Source organism: Sulfitobacter sp. G5_S2_6_S6, assembly GCF_054968505.1.
The window spans coordinates 83793-102365 of record NZ_JBQKUI010000011.1; the positions used below are offsets into that span (position 1 = coordinate 83793).

The 18573-nt window shown below is 57.7% G+C and carries 22 protein-coding genes; 14 read left to right on the forward strand and 8 right to left on the reverse strand.

The genetic code is table 11. From position 1 onward, the window contains the following. Positions 1 to 2: 2 nt before the first annotated feature. The 6 genes from ACTRWK_RS15530 to ACTRWK_RS15555 all read right to left on the reverse strand — a co-directional run bounded on the left by ACTRWK_RS15530 (position 3) and on the right by ACTRWK_RS15555 (position 5525). Positions 3 to 1301, reverse strand: coding sequence for a TRAP transporter large permease (locus tag ACTRWK_RS15530; protein WP_005848388.1), 1299 nt, complete (start codon positions 1299 to 1301; stop codon positions 3 to 5). A 2-nt stretch (positions 1302 to 1303) separates the two neighbouring features. Further along, positions 1304 to 1813 carry a TRAP transporter small permease gene (locus ACTRWK_RS15535; RefSeq protein ID WP_051843852.1) on the reverse strand — a complete coding sequence of 170 codons (510 nt, stop codon included), beginning with the start codon at positions 1811 to 1813 and terminating at the stop codon, positions 1304 to 1306. A gap of 95 nt (positions 1814 to 1908) precedes the next feature. Continuing rightward, on the reverse strand, positions 1909 to 2868 hold the full coding sequence (locus tag ACTRWK_RS15540; RefSeq protein ID WP_037942142.1) for a TRAP transporter substrate-binding protein: 960 nt from the start codon (positions 2866 to 2868) through the stop codon (positions 1909 to 1911). Positions 2869 to 2937: 69 nt separating this feature from the next. After that, positions 2938 to 3606 carry a DUF4286 family protein gene (locus tag ACTRWK_RS15545; protein ID WP_037942140.1) on the reverse strand — a complete coding sequence of 223 codons (669 nt, stop codon included), beginning with the start codon at positions 3604 to 3606 and terminating at the stop codon, positions 2938 to 2940. A 184-nt stretch (positions 3607 to 3790) separates the two neighbouring features. After that, positions 3791 to 4669 (reverse strand): LysR family transcriptional regulator, encoded by an 879-nt coding sequence (locus ACTRWK_RS15550; RefSeq protein ID WP_051843849.1) that lies wholly within the window; start codon positions 4667 to 4669, stop codon positions 3791 to 3793. A 220-nt stretch (positions 4670 to 4889) separates the two neighbouring features. Then, positions 4890 to 5525, reverse strand: coding sequence for a TetR/AcrR family transcriptional regulator (locus ACTRWK_RS15555; protein ID WP_235183706.1), 636 nt, complete (start codon positions 5523 to 5525; stop codon positions 4890 to 4892). A gap of 33 nt (positions 5526 to 5558) precedes the next feature. On the opposite strand from ACTRWK_RS15555, the gene ACTRWK_RS15560 reads away from it, so the two are divergent. From ACTRWK_RS15560 to ACTRWK_RS15585, 6 genes are all read left to right on the forward strand, one after another. Beyond that, positions 5559 to 6476, forward strand: coding sequence for an alpha/beta hydrolase (locus tag ACTRWK_RS15560; protein WP_037942138.1), 918 nt, complete (start codon positions 5559 to 5561; stop codon positions 6474 to 6476). 7 nt (positions 6477 to 6483) lie between these two features. After that, entirely contained in the window at positions 6484 to 7467 is a 984-nt protein-coding gene (locus ACTRWK_RS15565) for an SDR family NAD(P)-dependent oxidoreductase (protein ID WP_051843848.1), read from the forward strand. Then, positions 7464 to 8135, forward strand: coding sequence for a Rossmann-fold NAD(P)-binding domain-containing protein (locus tag ACTRWK_RS15570; protein ID WP_037942137.1), 672 nt, complete (start codon positions 7464 to 7466; stop codon positions 8133 to 8135). The genes ACTRWK_RS15565 and ACTRWK_RS15570 overlap by 4 nt, the downstream gene beginning before the upstream one ends. A 35-nt stretch (positions 8136 to 8170) precedes the next feature. Beyond that, on the forward strand, positions 8171 to 8572 hold the full coding sequence (locus tag ACTRWK_RS15575) for a nuclear transport factor 2 family protein (RefSeq protein WP_180829630.1): 402 nt from the start codon (positions 8171 to 8173) through the stop codon (positions 8570 to 8572). Positions 8573 to 8751: 179 nt separating this feature from the next. Then, entirely contained in the window at positions 8752 to 9597 is an 846-nt protein-coding gene (locus ACTRWK_RS15580) for an SDR family oxidoreductase (RefSeq protein ID WP_037942134.1), read from the forward strand. A 97-nt stretch (positions 9598 to 9694) separates the two neighbouring features. Next, complete coding sequence (locus ACTRWK_RS15585) at positions 9695 to 10747, forward strand: alpha/beta hydrolase (RefSeq protein WP_200875462.1); 1053 nt, start codon at positions 9695 to 9697, stop codon at positions 10745 to 10747. A 373-nt stretch (positions 10748 to 11120) separates the two neighbouring features. Here the strand turns inward: ACTRWK_RS15585 and ACTRWK_RS15590 are convergent, their stop codons facing one another. Then, entirely contained in the window at positions 11121 to 12014 is an 894-nt protein-coding gene (locus ACTRWK_RS15590; RefSeq protein ID WP_037942131.1) for a LysR family transcriptional regulator, read from the reverse strand. Between the two features lie 117 nt (positions 12015 to 12131). On the opposite strand from ACTRWK_RS15590, the gene ACTRWK_RS15595 reads away from it, so the two are divergent. The 8 genes from ACTRWK_RS15595 (at position 12132) to ACTRWK_RS15630 (ending at position 18393) form a co-directional block, all read left to right on the forward strand. Further along, on the forward strand, positions 12132 to 12926 hold the full coding sequence (locus tag ACTRWK_RS15595; protein WP_051843845.1) for an ABC transporter ATP-binding protein: 795 nt from the start codon (positions 12132 to 12134) through the stop codon (positions 12924 to 12926). Between the two features lie 55 nt (positions 12927 to 12981). Continuing rightward, a complete protein-coding gene (locus ACTRWK_RS15600; protein WP_037942129.1) occupies positions 12982 to 13752 on the forward strand; it encodes a transporter substrate-binding domain-containing protein in 771 nt (256 codons plus the stop codon). Positions 13753 to 13827: 75 nt separating this feature from the next. Next, the gene (locus ACTRWK_RS15605) at positions 13828 to 14517 is read left to right on the forward strand and encodes an ABC transporter permease (RefSeq protein ID WP_289081834.1); all 690 of its coding nucleotides are present in this window, start codon (positions 13828 to 13830) and stop codon (positions 14515 to 14517) included. A gap of 4 nt (positions 14518 to 14521) precedes the next feature. Then, complete coding sequence (locus tag ACTRWK_RS15610; RefSeq protein WP_289081833.1) at positions 14522 to 15307, forward strand: ABC transporter permease; 786 nt, start codon at positions 14522 to 14524, stop codon at positions 15305 to 15307. Between the two features lie 61 nt (positions 15308 to 15368). Then, the gene (locus ACTRWK_RS15615; protein ID WP_037942125.1) at positions 15369 to 16004 is read left to right on the forward strand and encodes a cysteine hydrolase family protein; all 636 of its coding nucleotides are present in this window, start codon (positions 15369 to 15371) and stop codon (positions 16002 to 16004) included. Beyond that, positions 15994 to 16902 carry a DMT family transporter gene (locus ACTRWK_RS15620; RefSeq protein WP_289081832.1) on the forward strand — a complete coding sequence of 303 codons (909 nt, stop codon included), beginning with the start codon at positions 15994 to 15996 and terminating at the stop codon, positions 16900 to 16902. The genes ACTRWK_RS15615 and ACTRWK_RS15620 overlap by 11 nt, the downstream gene beginning before the upstream one ends. Further along, entirely contained in the window at positions 16883 to 17932 is a 1050-nt protein-coding gene (locus tag ACTRWK_RS15625; protein ID WP_180829640.1) for an ornithine cyclodeaminase, read from the forward strand. The genes ACTRWK_RS15620 and ACTRWK_RS15625 overlap by 20 nt, the downstream gene beginning before the upstream one ends. A gap of 80 nt (positions 17933 to 18012) precedes the next feature. Further along, positions 18013 to 18393 carry a hypothetical protein gene (locus ACTRWK_RS15630; protein WP_289081831.1) on the forward strand — a complete coding sequence of 127 codons (381 nt, stop codon included), beginning with the start codon at positions 18013 to 18015 and terminating at the stop codon, positions 18391 to 18393. 35 nt (positions 18394 to 18428) lie between these two features. On the opposite strand, the gene ACTRWK_RS15635 is transcribed toward ACTRWK_RS15630, so the two are convergent. Beyond that, positions 18429 to 18573, reverse strand: a 145-nt coding sequence (locus ACTRWK_RS15635; RefSeq protein ID WP_462844043.1) for an IS3 family transposase, incomplete at its 5' end; no start/stop codon positions are given.

Consider the following 18573-nt stretch of genomic DNA (forward strand, 5'->3'; position numbering starts at 1 on the left):
CTTTAAATCGTTTGCTCTACAAGCCATGTCGCGATGCCGGGGAAAGCCGTCAGCAGGATCACGGCCAGCACAAGGATCAAGAAGTAGGGGACGATCATACGAGTGATCTCGAAGATCGACTTGCCTGTCAGGTTCTGGATCACGAACAGGTTGAACCCCAGCGGCGGCGTGATCTGCGCCATTTCGACGACGATGATCAGATAGATCCCGAACCATACCGGATCGATCCCAACGGCAGCCACGGCGGGCATCACAACCGAGGTCGTGAGCACCACGATGGAGATTCCGTCTAGGAAACAGCCAAGCAACACGAAGAACACCGTCAGCACAGCAATCAACCCCGGTGCGCCCAACCCACTGGCAGAGATGATTTCGGCCAGTTGCCCGGGCAAGCCGGAGAAGCTCATGGCCGAAGTGAGAAAGGCCGCGCCAAGCAGGATCAGGCCGATCATGGCAGAGGTGCGGGTGGCCCCCAAAAGCGAGGCGATGAAACTGTCGCGGTTCAGTGACCGGCCAAAGGCCGCGATGATGAGCGCCCCGGCCACACCGATGGCGGCGGCTTCGGTCGCGGTGGCGACCCCGGCATAGATCGACCCGATGACCCCGATGATCAAACCGACCACCGGCAGCAGCATCCGCAGGCGGTGCAGGCGCTCAGCGATCGGTAGACGGGGTTCGGGGGCGGGCACGCCATCGGGGTTCATTTTTGCCCAGATGGCGATATAGCCCGAGAACAGCGCCATGAGCATCAGCCCCGGCACCACGCCCGCAATGAACAGACGGTTCACGGACACTTGGGCCGCGACGCCGTAGACGATCATCACGATCGACGGCGGGATCAACAGGCCAAGTGTGCCCGATCCAGCCAAAGAGCCGATGGCGAGACGGTCGGCATAGCCGCGCGATTTCAGTTCGGGCAGGGAAATGCGGCCAACGGTGGCGGTGGTGGCTGCCGATGATCCCGACACAGCGGCAAAGATCCCGCAGCCCGCAACGTTGACATGCGCCAACCCACCGGGCAGCCGCCCGACCCAAGGGGCGAGACCGGAAAATAGGTCTTCGGCCAGACGGGTGCGGTAGAGAATTTCGCCCATCCAGATGAAGAGCGGCAGCGCCGTTAGCGTCCAGCTGGCGGAATGCGCCCACATCGTGGTGCCGAGGATCGCATCGACCGGCGTCGAGGTGAACATCATGAAGATCACGACGCCCGACGCCATCAGTGCCACGCCAACCCAGATGCCCAAGCCCAAAAGGACGAGCAGAGACACGACCAGAACGGCGGATTGCAGAAAAATATCCATGATTATTCGCCCCGACCTTGTTCGTTTGTATCGTCGCTCTCGACCGGTAGGCCGAGGATGAGGCGCAGCGTGCGCTCGGCAAAGGCTAGAGCAAAGAGCACCGACCCCAAAACCATCGCAGATTGAGGCCACCAAAGCGGAACGGCCACCACACCTTGGCTGACTTCGTTGTAGGTCCAGCTTTCGTGGACATAGCCAAAGATCGCCCAAGCGACCCAGCCCATCATCGCAGTGGCAAAGGCAGCGGCCAGAATGTCAGCGATATGTCCCAGACGATCCGGCATCAGCTGGCGTAGCGAGGTGACGCGGATATGATCGCCCCGTATCAGGGTCGCCGGCAGCGCAAGGAAAATCGAAGCGCTTAACCCCCATGCCGCGAAATCATCAGCCGACGGGATTTGACTTCCCATCAGGCGAAGGCCGATTTGCGACAGGATCAGGGCCGCGATCCCCAGAAGGGACAGCGCGGCCAAGACTCCGCAAAAGTTGAATAAATGGCGGGTTAGCAACATGGCGGGGGCTCCGGATTGGTGGGGCGGGCGGGGTAGGGACACCCCTAGCTGTTTGCATAAAGGCCCGGGCGTTTGACAGCCCGAGCCTGCTTGGATCAGTTCAACGCATCGACGATCTTTTGACCGTCTTCACCTGCCTGTTCCAGCCATTCTGCACGCATGGTCGCGGCAATCGTCTCGAAGTCGGCGGCCAGTCCTTCGGGGGTCGGCAGCACGTTCATGCCATTGTCAGCCATTGTATTTGTCGCTTCGGTAGTGGCCACTTCGGCCATCTCAAAGCCACGGGTTTCCGCCAGTTCAGCCGCTTCTTGCAGCGCGGTTTTCACCTCGTCAGACAGACCGTCGTAGACCCCTTTGTTCACGATCACCATGTTCTTGGGCAGGAAGGCCTGAACGTCATAGTAATGCGACACGAAATCCCACGCTTGGCTGTCCACACCCGTCGACGGCGAGGTGATCATACCGTTGATGACCCCGGTCGAGAAGGCTTGGCTGATCTCGGAGGTGGCGATGGTGGCGGGAACGGCACCCAAAAGCTCGGCCAGGCGCGCGGTCGATGGGTTATAGGCGCGGAATTTGACCCCGTCGAAGGAGGAGGCGTTGGTCACCTCTTGGTTCATGTAGACGCCTTGCGGTGGCCAAGGGGCAGCGAACAGCAGAACCAGTCCATCTTCGGCCAGTTTTTCTTCGTAGATGGGGCGGGAGGCTTCCCAAAGCGCGCGGGCCTCGTCAAATGTGGTCGCCAAAAGCGGCACGGCATCGGCAGAGTAAACGGCGTCTTCGTTGCCAAGGGCCGAGATCAGGACTTCGCCGATGGGAACGATGCCGCGCTGGACGCCGCGCTTCAGTTCGGGGCGCTTGAGCAGGACAGAGTTCGACACAACGTCGATTTCCAGCGCGCCATCCGACAGGCGGGCCACGTCATCGGCGAAGGCGCGGATGTTCTGCGTCAGATAGTTGCCGTCTGGTGCGTCCGCTGACATTTTCCACGTTTCAGCATGGGCCAGACCGGCCGTCAGGGCTGCGATCGCAGTTCCGATGAGAAGGTGTTTCATGTGAGGTATCTCCTGTTGGGGTGGTTTGTTGTTCTTGCCCTGCCGTTGTGGCAGGGCAGGGTGGTTCACTCAGTCTTCTAATGCGGGCAGGTCCTGCGCATCCAATGACCACATCAGGCGGAAGGTTTCGGCCTCGCGTACCGCGCCGCCCAATTGCTCGGTCAGTTGGCGCAGGGTCGCTTCGGCGATAGGCTCTGACGTCACATCTATCGCGATGCAAGGGGCCAGAACGCGCCCTTCGATGGTTTCGGACGGCAGCGGGGTCGAAAGGGTTTCGTCGGGGATCATATGATGCACGCGCAGCACGCCTTCCTCGGCCATCAACTTGCCAAGCACGGTGCTGACGGCGTCGGTATCCATTGCATTCGGCACCAGTTCGATCAGCACCAGTGCGCCGCCCCAGCCAAAGCCGCCCTCTTGCGCGACCTGCATCACCCGGCGGCGGGTGTTGGACATCCGACCGAAGTTGGTGATCGACCACTGGGTCTGTTTAGTAAAGGCTTTGCGGTAGGCGTCGGAGGTGAAATCGGCAAGGCTGCTGGCGCGGTAAAGCGCAAGGTATCGCCGGGCCGAGCCGGATACCGCACGATAGCGCCGCGCACCGGTGAAGCCCGGAATGCGAACGCGCTCCTCCATATGCTCTCTGTCATACCACTGGTTGAAATCTGCTTCATGATCTGGGTCGATATCGCTCCAGACGAAAAGCTGTGCCTGATCGGTTGTACGGATATTGCTCATTCTGCATCCTGATCTTGGACATAGCTTTCCCGTCACGTGGCGGGGCACGGCCCGCCTCCGTCGAGGTGCGGTCAAGCTCTGTCGATTGTTGTTGGGGCACCCTTGCCGAGATGGGGCCCAACGACAAACGGGATTATTCAGGGGGGGGTGATAGGGTTTTCCGATCAGGCCGGTTCACACCGCGTCAGGTTTGGCGCTGATGACGCTCTGCACAGTCCCGCGCAAGATCGGCGATTGCCTTGTAAGTGGCCACATCGGAACTGCGCCGCCAAATGCAATACAGCGGCAGCGGCGGCAGTTCCGCATCGACATCAAGCTCGTAAATACCTGGCCCGGCCAAATCACAGGCCAGTGGCATGGTCGCAATCCCAAGTCCGCGCTGTGTCAAACGGGCAATCGCGGCCATTGATGTGATACAATGTACGATCGAAGGCCGCAGGCCGCGATCGCTGAAAAGCGCGAGTACATTGGCATGGGGGCGCGAATTGCGGGTGAAGGTGATCAGCGGGCTGGTGACAACATCAGCGAGGGAGAGTTTTTCCTCGCGCATCCCCTCTGGCCCGAACCAGCCCATGGCCAGTGGCGGCAAGTCGGCGCAGACACAGGTTTGATCATGGCGGTCATCTGTCGTCAGCAACATATCCAAAGCACCGCGTTCAAAGGCGGCCGCGATGTTCGGCGTTGGCTCAACCGTCAGTTCAAGCTCTAGCCGGGGATAGCAGCGCGCCACCTCTTCGATCAGATCGCAAAGCCAAGTATGAACGACCGAAGATACCAGCCCCAGACGCACCCGCCCCACGGCGGTGGTCGGATCGGACAAGGTGGCGCGCAGATTGCGCTCCGTCGCGAGCATCTCTTGCGCTGTTTCAAGAATCATGGCCCCAGCCACGGTGATCCGGGTGGCGTGAAACTCACGGTCAAACAGGTCGACCTGGAGGTCCGTCTCCAGCGACGAAATCCGGCTGGAGACCGTCGCTTGGCTCACATTCAATTGCTCGGCCGCCGCTCGGAAACTGCCCAAGTTGGCGACTGTGACGAATGTCTCTAAAAAGCGCGTGTTCACGAAGAGCCTCTATTTCTTGTTTCGGTCGCGAAGGAAGAGGGTAATTCAGCCCGACGGTGAAGTCACCTGTCGTCAAAGAACGCTGGACCAATCAGGTGGTGAGCAACAATTGGGCGGTGAGGGCCCTTCGCTATAGCATGCATAGATGTCCGGTGTGCGGACCAAAGCTGCCTTTCGCTGCAAGTGCGTTAAATGCCCAAGACCGTCAAATAGCGCTTTCTTAAACCATAGTATTTAACGATGCTGCATCAGTTGCAGTTGCCACCTGGCAGAGGGTTTTGAGGGTGTTGAGTTGACCGATCAAATGGTCTCTGTCACGTGCATCGCTGCTGGCTGCTTTGGCGGAACGCTGAACAAAGTCAGAGAGACCAATGGCGGTCAGCCCCGAGCGCAATAATGCGGCTTCGTGAGGTGACAGGATCCTTTCAATCACAGCTCGGAATTTTTCAGCCGAGGCCTCCAATTCCCTCTGACCGATTGCGTTGAACCCTTCGATGATGTCTTGGGCATTCGGTGTGGCTTGAACCAGGTCGAAGCCAGCGACGGACATCCTGTTGAAGATAATGTCGAGTTGGTCGCCAAGAGCCTGGACGCCATCCAGTCCGGCCTCGATCTCGTCGATCGCCATATCTGTGTGGTAGCGGATCAGAGCCCTCAGAACGTCATCCTTGTTCTTGTAGGCATTGTAGAGCGTCTGGCGCGCCACCCCGGCCTCTTCAGCCAGGTCGCCCATGCTGGTGCGCTTGACGCCATAACGCGAGAACAGGCGCACCGCAGCGTCGAGGATATACTTATCTCTGTCGGTCATGCTGCGCATATTGACATTTGGACGAATAATGTCAATATAGACAATCATACGAAAAATGTCCATTCGACAGGGGGGCACGACATGCGACAGAACGTGAGTTTCAAAAGCCATGGAGAGGTCATTCGGGGACATCTCTACCTCCCCGAAAATTTCGACGCCGGTCAGAAATACCCCACGATCGCCGTTGCTGGCCCGATGGCGACCGTCAAGGAGCAATCACAGGGCGTCTTCGCCAACGCGCTGGCCGAACGGGGTCTGATCGCGCTCGCCTTCGATCACCGGACCTTCGGGGAAAGCGGCGGGCAGCCGCGTCAATACGAAGACCCGAATTCCAAGACCGAGGACATCCAGAACGCGATTTGCTTCCTATGCGCTCATGAAAACGTGGGGAGCGTGGGTGCATTGGGGATCTGCGCGGGCGCGTCCTACACTGCCGACGCCCTGCAAGGCGACCGGCGGGTCAAGGCCTTTGGCACAGTCAGCGGTCATTTCAGCCTGCGTGAGGCGTTGGTCTCGAACCCGCTTGCGACCGACGAACAGAAGCGTGTCATGTATGACAGGTCCAACACGGCGCGGCAGCGCTATTTCGAGACAGGTGAGGCCGAGCCGGATGACATGCTCATCCCTGACATGACCGAAGTGCCCCCAGCCGGGGCCGATCCGTTCCTGGCCGAGCAGTATGATTACTACTTTTGCCGGGTGGCCGCCGAATGGCCAAACTACAGCAACCACATGGTGCCGTTTTCGTATCAGCAACTCGCGCGCTCGCACGGGCTGGACTACGCCGGTCAGATCACCTGTCCGTATCTGGGCATCGTGGGTGAACAGGCCTTCACCAAACCGTTCACCGAACGCTTTATCGCAGCCAAAACGCAAGGCGCGGCCGAGATGGTGGTCCTTGAAGGCGGCAGCCATCTGCGCACCTACGACACGCCAGACCTCGTGGTGCAGGGCGCCGACGCGCTGAGCGCATTCTTCAAGAAAAGCCTCGGAAATTGAGACTGACATGCCCCTGATCAGCGACCGCACCCGCATCACGATCAACCTGTTCCGGCCGCAGCGCCGGACGCCCGATCCACGCCACGCAATTCCCCAAGCCGACCGTGATCTGACGGGCAAGACCATCGTTATGACCGGCGGCACAGACGGTATAGGTCGCGTAGCCGCCGGGATGCTATGTGACATGGGGGCGAACCTTGTCCTTCTGGGGCGCAGGCAGGCCGTGGGTGATCGCGTGATACGGGAACTGGCGGCGACAGGCGGCGCAGGAACCGTCAGTTTTCAGGTCTGCGATCTGGCCTCGATGGACAGCGTCAAAGCCTGTGCCGAACGGATACTCGCCGCGCATGATCGGATCGACGTTCTGATCAATGGCGCAGGGGTCAACGCAACCAGGCCGACCTTCACCGAGGATGGGTTCGAGATGAATTGGGCGGTAAACTATCTGGCGCCGATCCTGTTGACCCGGTTGCTGGCCGACCGGATCACTGCCTCGGCTCCGGCGCGTATCGTCTATCTGGTAACCAATCTGGCCTTTCTCGACCGGATCAACATGGACGAGATCGCCGCCAAGCCAGACTTCGCCACGAGCGAGGCTTATGTGGAATCCAAACTTTCGGGGTCGATGTTCATGATCGATCTGGCGCAAGAGCTTGAGAGCAAGGGCGTTACCGTGAATTACCTGCATCCCGGCAATATCCGGTCCAACCTGCTGCGAGACCTGACCGGAGCCGACCGGATCATGGGATACGTCATACGTGTCGCAGCCTCACCCACCGAGGTGGGGGCCGACAGGATTGTGCGCCTTGCGGCCTCTTCCGAATTTGACGGCATCACCGGGGCCTATCTTGTCGAAGACACTGTCCGCCCGGCGCATCCCGAAGCGCAGAATGCGTCGCAGAGGAAGCAGCTCTCCCGGATCACGGAACGAGCCCTGAAAAACTGGCTCCCGGCAGATGAGCCTGCGTCCGGAGAAGCGGTGCTGCTATGAAAAAGTGCGTCCTGATCTTTGGTGCCACTGGCACAGTGGGTGCCGGTGCCCTTCTCGAATGTCTGGATCATCCGGAAATCGGCGAGGTCCTCTGCATTGTCAGACGCCCGACAGGAAGATCGCACCCGAAGCTGCGAGAGATCATTCATCGTGATTTCCTGGACTTCGCGACGATTGCCAGTGACATGCACGACATCGACGGATGCTTCTGGGCGGTCGGAACACCCAGTTCCGGCGCTGATGAGCAAGCCTATATCCGGGTGGAGCATGATTACGTCGCCGCCGCTGCCCGAGCCTTGCACAAGCAAAGTCCGCAATGCTGCTTCGTCTTCGGGTCCGGCGCAGGTGCCGACGAAACCGAGACCTCTCGGCAGCTTTGGGCCCGTGTCAAAGGGCAGGCCGAAAACGCCGTTCTGGGTATGGGCTTCAAGCAGGCGCTGATCTTTCGGCCGGGTACGATCGCGCCCCGGCGGGGCATCAAACACAACGTTCCAGTGTACGGCCTGGCGGCCTGGCTGGCACCGCTGATGCGCCCGTTCGGGATGGCAACATCAACGGAAGAAATAGGACGCGCGTTCATCGCTGCGGTTCTGGGAAAGAACGCAGAACAGCCTGCAAGAATCCGCCTCGGCTCAGCCGAAATCAACACCCTGGCCAAACTGGCCTAACAAGACGCGATCAAGGATCGCAAAGGAGAAACACTATGGATACCCAAGAGAACAAGGCCCTTGCGAATAAGGTCATCCAAGCAATCGGCGCTGGCGACTGGACGTTCGTCGAAGAAGCCTTTGCTGAGGATGCAAAGGTCTGGGTGGCGGGATCAATGCCGATCTCTGGAAATCACGGCAAGGCGTTCGTTCTGGCCTCGGGAGGGCGAACCAAGGCGTTCTTTCCGGAGGGCATGAGTCTTACGCCCAAGGCACTGACAGCGGAAGGTGAGCGTGTTGCGGTTGAGGCCGTGTCATTGGGCAAGCATGTCAGCGGCAAGATCTATAACAACCATTTCCATATCCTGATGGTGATCCGGGACGGCAAGGTCCAGGAATGGAAGGAATACATGGATACAATGCACGCCAACGACGTTTTCTTTGGCGGGCCAGATTGATCCGGCCCTTCCAGGGACCAAGCACTTGGCAGGCTTTCCTCCCAAAGGCGCGGGCTCATGAGGGCCGGATGGGCACCATGCCCGGCTCCGCAGCCCGTCCGCAAAAACAGATCCCGAACACGAGAACCTCCTCAGTTGACATCCATTGGCACCGAATGCCTGAAACTTAGGATAACAAGATGAACAGCAAAACAGTCCTCATCACCGGATGCAGCTCCGGCTTTGGCAAGCAGTCCGCGAAGCTGTTTCAATCCAAAGGCTGGAATGTCGTTGCAACGATGCGCTCTCCCGAGAAGGAGGCCGATCTGGGTGAGTTGGAAAACACGCTTCTGTGCCGGCTCGATGTGACCGATCCGCAGAGCATCAAGGAGGTCGTCGACAAGAGCCTTGATGCCTTCGGACGGATTGACGTTCTGGTCAACAACGCAGGGATATCCGGTGTTGGGGTTTTCGAGCAATGGGATGAGGGCTCAATCCACGGCCTTTTTGACACCAATGTGTTTGGCCTGATGCGCGTGACGAAAGCGGTCCTTCCCGTCATGCGGCGGCAGCGCGAGGGGACGATAATTAACATCTCGTCGCTCGCGGCCTTGATCGCTTTTCCGTTTGCTTCCGTATACAGCTCCGCGAAATTCGCCGTAGAGGGCCTGACCGAGGCTCTGGCGCTTGAATACGCGCCGTTCAACATCTCTGTGAAGGCCATTGCCCCCGGATCATACGAGACGAACCTCTATACGTCGATGGACGAAGGGATACTGGCAAACGGTGACGACCACATAAGGGCTTATTCGGCCAAACTCGCTACGAAAATGAACGATGCCGTGACCCAGATGGCTCGACAGGGTGGTGAGCCATCTGACCCGCGTGAGGTGGCCGAAAAAGTCTATGAATGCGCGACCGAAGATACGCCCACCCACAATGTTTGCGGCCGTGATGCGGAATCGTTTCTGCAGATGAAGAAGTCGCTGTCAGAACAGGAGATGTCCCAGTTCATCTCAGACCAGGTGGTGCCAAAAGACCTGTAGCAGCGCCGAGACGCGCCAACCAACGGGTGGCGTGCATCAACACTAAAAACTTTGGTCGCCAGAATTGAATTATCTCCCTTAAAGAATGGAACACCCCATGCCCCTCATTCCTACCCGTCGAGCGTTCCTGGCAGCAGGTATTGCCAGTACTGCAGCACTTGCATTGAAGCCCGGAAGCGCGCGAGCGCAGATTTCTACTCCGGCAGCGGACCCTGAGGACAGCACACTTCATCTGGTCGACCCGCAATATCGCGAGATGGCGCAGGCGATGCCCGCCATGCTTTTTACGCCGGACATCCTGCCGGATATCAGGGCGGCGCAAGATGCCACTACGGTTCCGGGGTCGGAGAATCCGGTATTCGAGAGCTTTGAGCTGCCTGACAGTCCCGCCAGCTTTTTCCTCTATCGGCCCGACACACTGCGCGCCACGCCAACGCCCGCCATCGTCTATATCCATGGCGGCGGCTATATCCTGGGCAGCGCGGTCAGCTATCATGCCTATTGCTATGATCTTGCGCAGAAATCTGGCGCCGTTGTGGCCAGTGTCGAATATCGGCTCGCCCCGGAAACACCGTTCCCCGGGCCGGTCGAAGACTGCTATGACGTCCTTTCTTATGTGTTTCGGACTGCGGCACGACTTGGCATCGACCCTGACCGAATCAGCATAATGGGCGCCAGTGCAGGCGGTGGTTTGACGGCGGCATTGGCGCTTCTGGCGCGCGACCGCGGACAGATCCCGGTGAAGGCGCAATTCCCAATCTATCCGATGCTGGACTATCGCACCGGTACCCAAGCCGCACCCGTAGACAACCCGACCACCGGGGAATTCGTCTGGGGCCGGGCCGCAAACCGTTTCGGCTGGACTTCTCTGCGCGGCGACTATGGGCTGGATGATGACCGGGTCGGGCATTTCTCACCCAGCCACGCCGCCACGCTGGAGGGATTGCCACCATGTTTCATGGTCGTGGGCGCGCTGGACCTGTTCATGGAAGAAAACGCGGCCTATGCACTCCGCCTCAGCCGTGATGGCGTCCCGGTCGATTTCACCATCTATCCTGGTGCGATCCACGGGTTCGACATCGTTCCTGGTACAGAGTTGACGCAGCGGTTCGATGCCAACCTGAAGCAGGCTTTTGACCGGCTGTTGTGACCAAAAGAACATCGCTTCAATGAAACAAGCCCGACGGACAAAAGCCAACCTGAGCGAGTGGGTAACACCGGGGGTCGCGAAGTCGAATGGTTAAGCCGATACCTCAAAGCGACATCCGGAAAAACGGTCATACATGCGTCGCGCAGCATCGGTCCCTTCGGGCTCGAAGCCGCCATCAGCTTCTACAACCAAATCCCCGAAAAACGGGGGGATTGCTGTATCTTGATACTAATCAAGCGCGTTTCAAAACTTTCGACGACGCCACTATTCATCAGCTTTTATAAATTAGGCTGGCTTGAGGCGATGTCTTGGCTGTTGCTGGCGTTCAGGACTGAACCTATCGTTTTTCCGATCGGCGCAGACTCGCAACAATTCAGGTCCGCAAATGTTTAGCCTGTTCCAATAACCAATTCTTGAAGAACGCCGGGGCGGACGATCCTGAAGTATTCTTGTCCAGACCAATTTCGTACCAGATACACCTTATCGCCCGTTGATCTACAGCGACAAGCTGGCCCGAAGATAACTCGCGCTCGCACAAGATATTATCTGCGAGGATAACGCCTTCACCATCTATTGCGGCATCAATGGCGAGTGAGAGGTCGGAATAAACCTTTCCAGTTTTCCAGCCAAGGCTTTGCGGTTCATGCGCCGCGTACCATTTGTGCCATGTCTCTTTGCCATTGTCGTGAATGAGGGTTGCGCTGCTCCAGTCCACAGAGGCATTTTGAGACGTGAGTTGGGCATTGAGGTGTGGGGACGCGGCGGGAAAGCCATCTATGGGAAACAGACGGTCTTTGGTAATCCCGCTCCCGGGCATTCTGGTTTCGAAGTGAATAGCGATATCCGCATGCCCTTCGCCGATCTGCGCGGGGCTCCACGCTGGCCTTAAATCTACTTCGATCCGCGGAAAAAGGCTGCAAAACTCTGTGATCCGCTTGCGCAGCCACAGGGACGCAATGGCGGGTTCTGCGCTGACTATGACGGCCCCAGAACGGGTTTTGCGCAACAGGGTTTCACTGGCGTCAGTAAGCGTTTGAAGGCCGCTCGCGACTTGGGGCAACAAGTCCCGCCCGTTTTCACTGAGCTCGACCCGGTTGCGATGCCTGATGAAAAGATCGGTTCCGAACCATGCCTCAAGATTTTTGATGTGCTGGCTGACAACGCTGTGGCTGACATTCAATTCACTGGCCGCTTTAGCGAAATTACAATGCCGTGCGGCGGCCTCAAAAACCCTAAGCGCATTCAGATGACGGAGCGTGTTCTTCATTAATCCAGCGTAGTTAAAACCTTCGCTGAGAGCAAGTTAAACGCGCTTTTGATTTGAGGCTGATGATGAGTAGCCTTCATTCAACGAATTGCTCCCTAACGCAGAACGGAAACCCGCATGGTCGCTGCCTTGTCCGCCGATAAATCCAATGTCTCGCTCAGCGTAACCGATCTGCACAAATCCTTCGGATCGCATGAGGTGCTCAAAGGTGTTTCCCTCAAGGCCTGTGAAGGCGATGTGATTTCTCTTCTTGGATCGTCCGGTTCTGGCAAGAGTACCTTCCTACGCTGCATCAATCTATTGGAAACGCCGACATCCGGTTTGATCACGGTCCATGGTGAAGACATCAAAATGTCAAAGGATCGCCACGGCGTGTCTCACCCAACTGATCCGCGACAGGTTGAACGCATCCGCGCCCGGCTGGCGATGGTCTTCCAATCCTTCAACCTGTGGTCGCACATGACTGTCTTGGAGAATGTTATTGCAGGACCGATCCATGTTCTAAAACAGTCGCGGGCCGAAGCGATTGAACACGCCAAAGAGGTGTTGGAACGCGTTGGCATGTATGAGCGCCGAAACTACTACCCCGCCCACATTTCAGGCGGTCAGCAACAACGTGCAGCCATCGCCCGCGCGCTGGCTATGAAACCCGAAGTGATGTTGTTCGATGAGCCGACCTCCGCACTTGATCCGGAGCTTGTGGGGGAGGTGCTGAGAGTGATCCGGTCGCTGGCCGAAGAAGGCCGCACGATGGTTGTTGTCACTCACGAAATGGCCTTTGCGCGAGATGTCTCGTCACAGGTCGTTTTTCTGCACCAAGGTCTGATCGAGGAGCAGGGTGCCCCCGCTCAGATGTTCAGTGACCCTGAAACCGTACGTTTCAAAGAATTCCTGTCGACCACGCGGCAGTAACCACAGGGCGCGCAAGGTGCCTTCACAAACATAATGAAAACAAGGGAGTACGAATATGACACTCAAAAACACATTACTTGCCACCGCAGTTGGGGCAGTTGCACTGGTGGCTGGCATGGCTACCGCGGACACTTTGCGCATCGGCGTTGAGGGCGCTTACCCTCCGTTCTCGCAAAAAGGGGCTGATGGCACTCTGTCAGGCTTTGACATCGATATGGCAATGGCCCTCTGCGCAGAGCTGGAGCGCGAATGTGAGCTGGTTGAGCAGGAGTGGGACGGCATGATCCCGGCACTGATCGCTGGGAAATACGACGCCATTGTTGCTTCTCTGTCGATCACCGAGGACCGCAAGAAGCGGGTAGATTTTTCGGAGAAATACTATTTCACCCCGTCGCGGTTTATCGCCAAAGAGGGCGCCACCTTTGAGATGACGGAAGACGGCACAGAAGGCGTCAAGATTGGCGTTCTGCGAGGAACGACCCTGCAATGCCACGTCGAGAAAGCTTTCCCGAAGGCCGACCTGCGCCTCTACAACACACAAGAGGATGTGTTTGCTGACCTCGCAACAGGGCGGCTGGACCTTCAACTGAACAACACGCTGGGTGCATTGGACGGCTTTCTGAACACACCTCAGGGGGATGGGTTTGCCTTTTATGGCGAGGATGTGGATGACCCTGAGTGTCTTGGCGAAGGCACAGGCATTGCGGTGCGCAAAGGCGACCCGCTTGCCGGCGAGTTGAGCGAGGCGATCGCCGCGATCCGGGCCGACGGCACCTACGCGACTATTAACGATAAATATTTCGACGTTGATATTTACGGCAAGTGATCAGCCAAACCCAAAAGTCAGGGGGACCATCTGGTTTCCCTGACCTCCCTTCCATTTTTCTAACGGGTTCAGCGCATGGACGTGATCTTTGAATACAGACAAATCCTGATCGAGGGTACTTTGGTCACAGTCTCGCTTGCGGTCCTGTCGCTGCTTTTGTCCATTATCATGGGCCTGATCGGTGCCTTTGCCAAACTGTCTGCGAAACCAAGCATCCGCCGTGCGGGAAGTGTCTATACCCTGTTCGTACGTAGCGTGCCCGACCTTGTGTTGATGATGCTCATTTTTTTTGGCGGTCAAACACTGGTGAACCAGATCGGCAGTTCAACAGGGCTTTGGGGATACGTTGAAATCAACCAGTTCCTTGCTGGGGTGCTGACCCTCGGGTTCATTTTCGGGGCCTATATGTCGGAAACCTTTCGGGGGGCAATTCTTGCCATCCCGCGCGGCCAAATCGAGGCGGCAATGGCTGTGGGCATGAAACCGGGCCAGATCTTCCGCATCGTCACTTGGCCTCAAATGGTTCGCTTCGCCCTGCCCAGTTTTACTAATAACTGGTTAGTCTTGGTCAAATCCACAGCACTTGTTTCGGTGATCGGCCTTCATGATCTGGTTTGGAATGCCTTTTCGGCAGGTCGCTCCACACACCAGCTTTTCAGCTTCATGATCGCGGTCATGGTTGTCTATCTGATCATCACCGGTATCTCGGACCTTGCTCTGCGAGCGGTTGACCGCAAATACGCCGCCGGCGTGAGAAAGGCGTAAGACGATGGAATCTGAACGCAGCTTTTACGAGTACCTCCAAAGCTTTAGCGAAACGCGATCCCCGATTGATTTCGTGTTGATCTACGACAACCTGCCGCGGTTCTTTGATGGTGCATTGGTCACGCTTCAACTGACATTCCTCGCTCTTCTTGTGGGCGGGATGATCGCTGTACCACTGGCCATCGCGCGCGCCTATCGCAAGCCGTTCCTAAGCCCGGCAATCCGCGTCTATACCTATGTTTTCTGCGGCACGCCGCTCTTGGTGCAGGTCTATCTGTTCTATTTCGGTCTCGGGCAATTTACCGTCGTGCAGGAAAGCTTCCTATGGGATCCGATCCTCAGCAAACCGTGGTGGTGCGTGATCATCGCCTTCACATTGAATACCGCCGCCTATACCACCGAATTTCTGCGCGGTGCGATTGAGGCGACACCCCATGGTGAAGTCGAAGCAGCCAAAGCTTGTGGTATGTCACCGTTCACCCGGATGCGGTTGGTGGTTTTGCCCAATGCGTTCCGCCGCGCCCTGCCGGCCTATTCCAACGAAGTCATCTTTACGCTGCACGGGTCTGTCATCGCCAGCACTGTCACCTTGCAGGATCTGTTGGGCGTGGGGCGCTGGCTGAATGGCCGTTACTATCTGGCCTATGAGGGGTTTTTGACGGCGATGGTGTTCTACATGGCAATCGTTTTCCTGATCACCTTTGTTTTCCGAATGGCCGAAAAACGCTTCCTGGGGCACTTGCGGCCCCGTGAAACGCCGGTGCCCGGCAGCGCCAGAGTGGCGGCATGACCGGCGGGTCGCACTCCTCGATCCACAAAATCTCATATCACTTCCTGTAAGAGGCAAAACAATGACAACTTCAAAAAAACGAGACTTGATCGAAGGGCGCGCGGCGCTGATCGTCATCGACATCCAGAAATCCACCTTTGCGCCAATTCCCGACGACAAACGTGCCATCGCTCATATGCCGGACTACGCAGAGCGCATGGCACGTTCCAAAGTGGCGATCGACAAGGCGCGCGAGGTCGGCATTCCGGTGGTCTTCATTCAGGAAATTCACCGCGCCAACCTGATCGACATGGGCCGCGAAACCGATGGCGACGAGGACGTGCATTGCCTTGACAGCAACCCGCTGACTGCCTTTGCCGAAGAAGAGTTGGGTATGCGTCCGGATGATTATCGCATTTCCAAGCGCCGCTATTCCGCATTCTACGGCACCGATCTGGAAATCCTGTTGAAGGGCCTCAAGGCGGAGACTCTGATCCTTGTGGGCGGCTTGACCGATGTATGCGTACACTACACCTTTGTTGATGCGCATCAGGGTGATTACTTCTGCCGCGTGATCGAGGATTGCGTCGCAGGCTCAAGCCGCGAGGCGCATGATGCCTCACTTAAAGCAGTCGAGTACCTGCAACACGGCGCAGTGCGTTCGCTCGAAGAGGTGCTGGAGGCCATGCAATCCAATGTGGCAACCGATGCTGCCTGATAAAACGCTTATGGCGGTTGGCCTCGCGCTGGCCGCCTCAGCAGTCCTAAGCTTCATAGACAACTTCGTTGCCCCCGTCAGCCAAGAGGCCGGCCTGTGGCAGTTTCAGGTGTTTCGCACTATGTTCGCCGTGCCGTTATTGCTGGTGGCAGCGCGGATGTCGGGGCGTGTGATACGACCCGTCAACCTGCCACGGCTGGCGGGGCGCAGCCTTGCGGTGTCGGTCGGTTTATTGATCTACTTTGCCGCACTCGGAACCTTGCCTGTGTCACAAGCGGGGGCTGGTCTGTTCAGCGCGCCGCTTTGGGTGGTATTGTTGTCCGCCCTTTTGTTCCGCCACAGGATCGGTCCAGTCGGGGCCTTCGCCGTCGTCATCGGTTTCGCTGGCGCTTTGATGCTGCTGCAGCCCGACTTTGCGAACCTGACCCTGCTTTCCGTGATGCCTCTGGCCGCCGGGTTATTCTATGGTCTGGGCATGATGTTGACCCGTCACTGGTGCAGCGATGAAAGCGCAATTGCCTTGGCAATCGGGATATTTGTCACCATCGGCGCGGCTGGCCTGATCATGTTGGCAGTCGTAACGATCTGGCCCGGCGATGCCTTCATCACCGCGCCTTGGACTGCGCCGAGCGCTCGCTTCTTGTGGCTCACCTTGTTCCAAGCCGTGGGCGCTGTAATCGCGGTAACACTGATTGCCCAAGCCTACCGGATAGGAAACCCTGCCGTGGTCGCCGTATTCGAGTATTCGTTCCTAATTTTTGCCAGCCTCTGGGCGTTTCTGCTTTGGGGCACGGCAACCAATCCACTCGCCTGGACGGGAATCGCTGTGATCCTGCTCTCTGGCATCGTGATGGCCCTCAGCCAGAAAGAAAAAGCAAATGCCCCCATCGCCGTCTGAACTCGCCTATGTCCCCTTTGTGTCTGTCGAAAACATGATGGGCCTTGTCCATCAGATCGGAATCGAAAAAGTCCTGTGCGACCTTGCCGATGCTATTGAGGCCGACTTCAAACGATGGGAGCTATTCGACAAGACACCGCGCGTCGCCAGCCATTCCGCAGTGGGCGTAATCGAATTGATGCCGACATCTGACGGAGAGATGTACGGTTTCAAATATGTGAACGGCCATCCCAAGAACACCAAAGAGGGGTTGCAGACGGTCACCGCATTTGGCCTGCTGGCGGATGTGGATACAGGCTATCCGAAACTCCTGTCGGAAATGACCTTGCTGACCGCATTACGCACGGCCGCTTCTTCGGCAATGGCCGCGCGCCACCTTGCACCCAAAGGCGCACGTATCATGGCGATGATCGGGAATGGAGCGCAGTCGGAATTCCAGTGCCTCGCGTTCAAGGCAATCTGCGGCATCGACACCGTGCGCCTTTATGATATCGACCCGTCGGCCACGGCGCGTTGTGCGTCCAACCTGAAACGGCACGGGTTGAAAGTAGTGTCCTGCACATCGGGCCAAGAGGCCATGGAGGGGGCAGAGATCATCACGACCTGTACTGCGGACAAGCAGAATGCCACGATCCTTACTGACAACATGGTCGGAAGCGGCGTGCATATCAACGCGATTGGTGGCGATTGTCCGGGAAAAACCGAATTGCACCGCGACATCCTGCTGCGTTCCGAAATATTCGTGGAATACCCGCCGCAAACCCGCATCGAAGGCGAAATCCAGCAGCTCGAGGACGACCACCCCGTGACCGAATTGTGGGAGGTGATTTCTGGAAAGGCCAAGGGCCGCACTGACGCAAAACAGATCACGCTGTTCGACAGCGTCGGCTTTGCGATCGAGGATTTCAGCGCATTGCGTTACGTGCTGACGGCGATCAAGGGCACGCCTTGGTTTTCCAACCTTGATATGGTCGCGGACCCCGACGACCCCCGCGACCTATTCGGCATGTTCGAACGCGCAAACCAATAAGCTTTGGCAGCAAAGGATCGGTGAATGGCTTGGTTTCTCCTAGTTCTCGCGGGCCTGTTCGAAGTGTGCTGGGCCGTCGGGTGAAATCCTTCACCGTTTTTCCCGACAATGTGCAGCAGCAAAGGCCCTCCTTGCAGGGTGCGATGCTGATCTTTGACGATCGAACAGGAGCGCCGCTGGCCGTCGTCGATAGTGGCTTGGTGACCTATTGGAAAACGGCCGCGGATTCCGTTTATGGCGCGTCTCTTTTGGCGCGCCCTAATAGTAAGACACTTTTGATAGTGGGGTCGGGCATCGTGGCGGACAGTCTGGTAGGCGCATATTCTGCGCTTTTTCCGGGTTTGGAGCGCATTTTGATATGGGGCCGAAATCCGGGAAAAAGCCGCGTGCTGGCAGGGCTACACGCGCATCAGAAAGCCGCCGTTGAGACAATTGAGGTGTTGATTGTCACCGAGAACTGACCCGGCGGGGGTGCGGACAAAAATTTGGACTGTTTTCACGGCATAAGGCCGAGGCTTTTACGATATTCGATGGGGCTTCTGCCACCAAGGGACATCTTGATGCGCGTTTCGTTATACCAGCGGATGTAGGCGTCAACCTCGTCAACGAATTGGGCCACGGTGAAGGCCCGCCAATCGCGG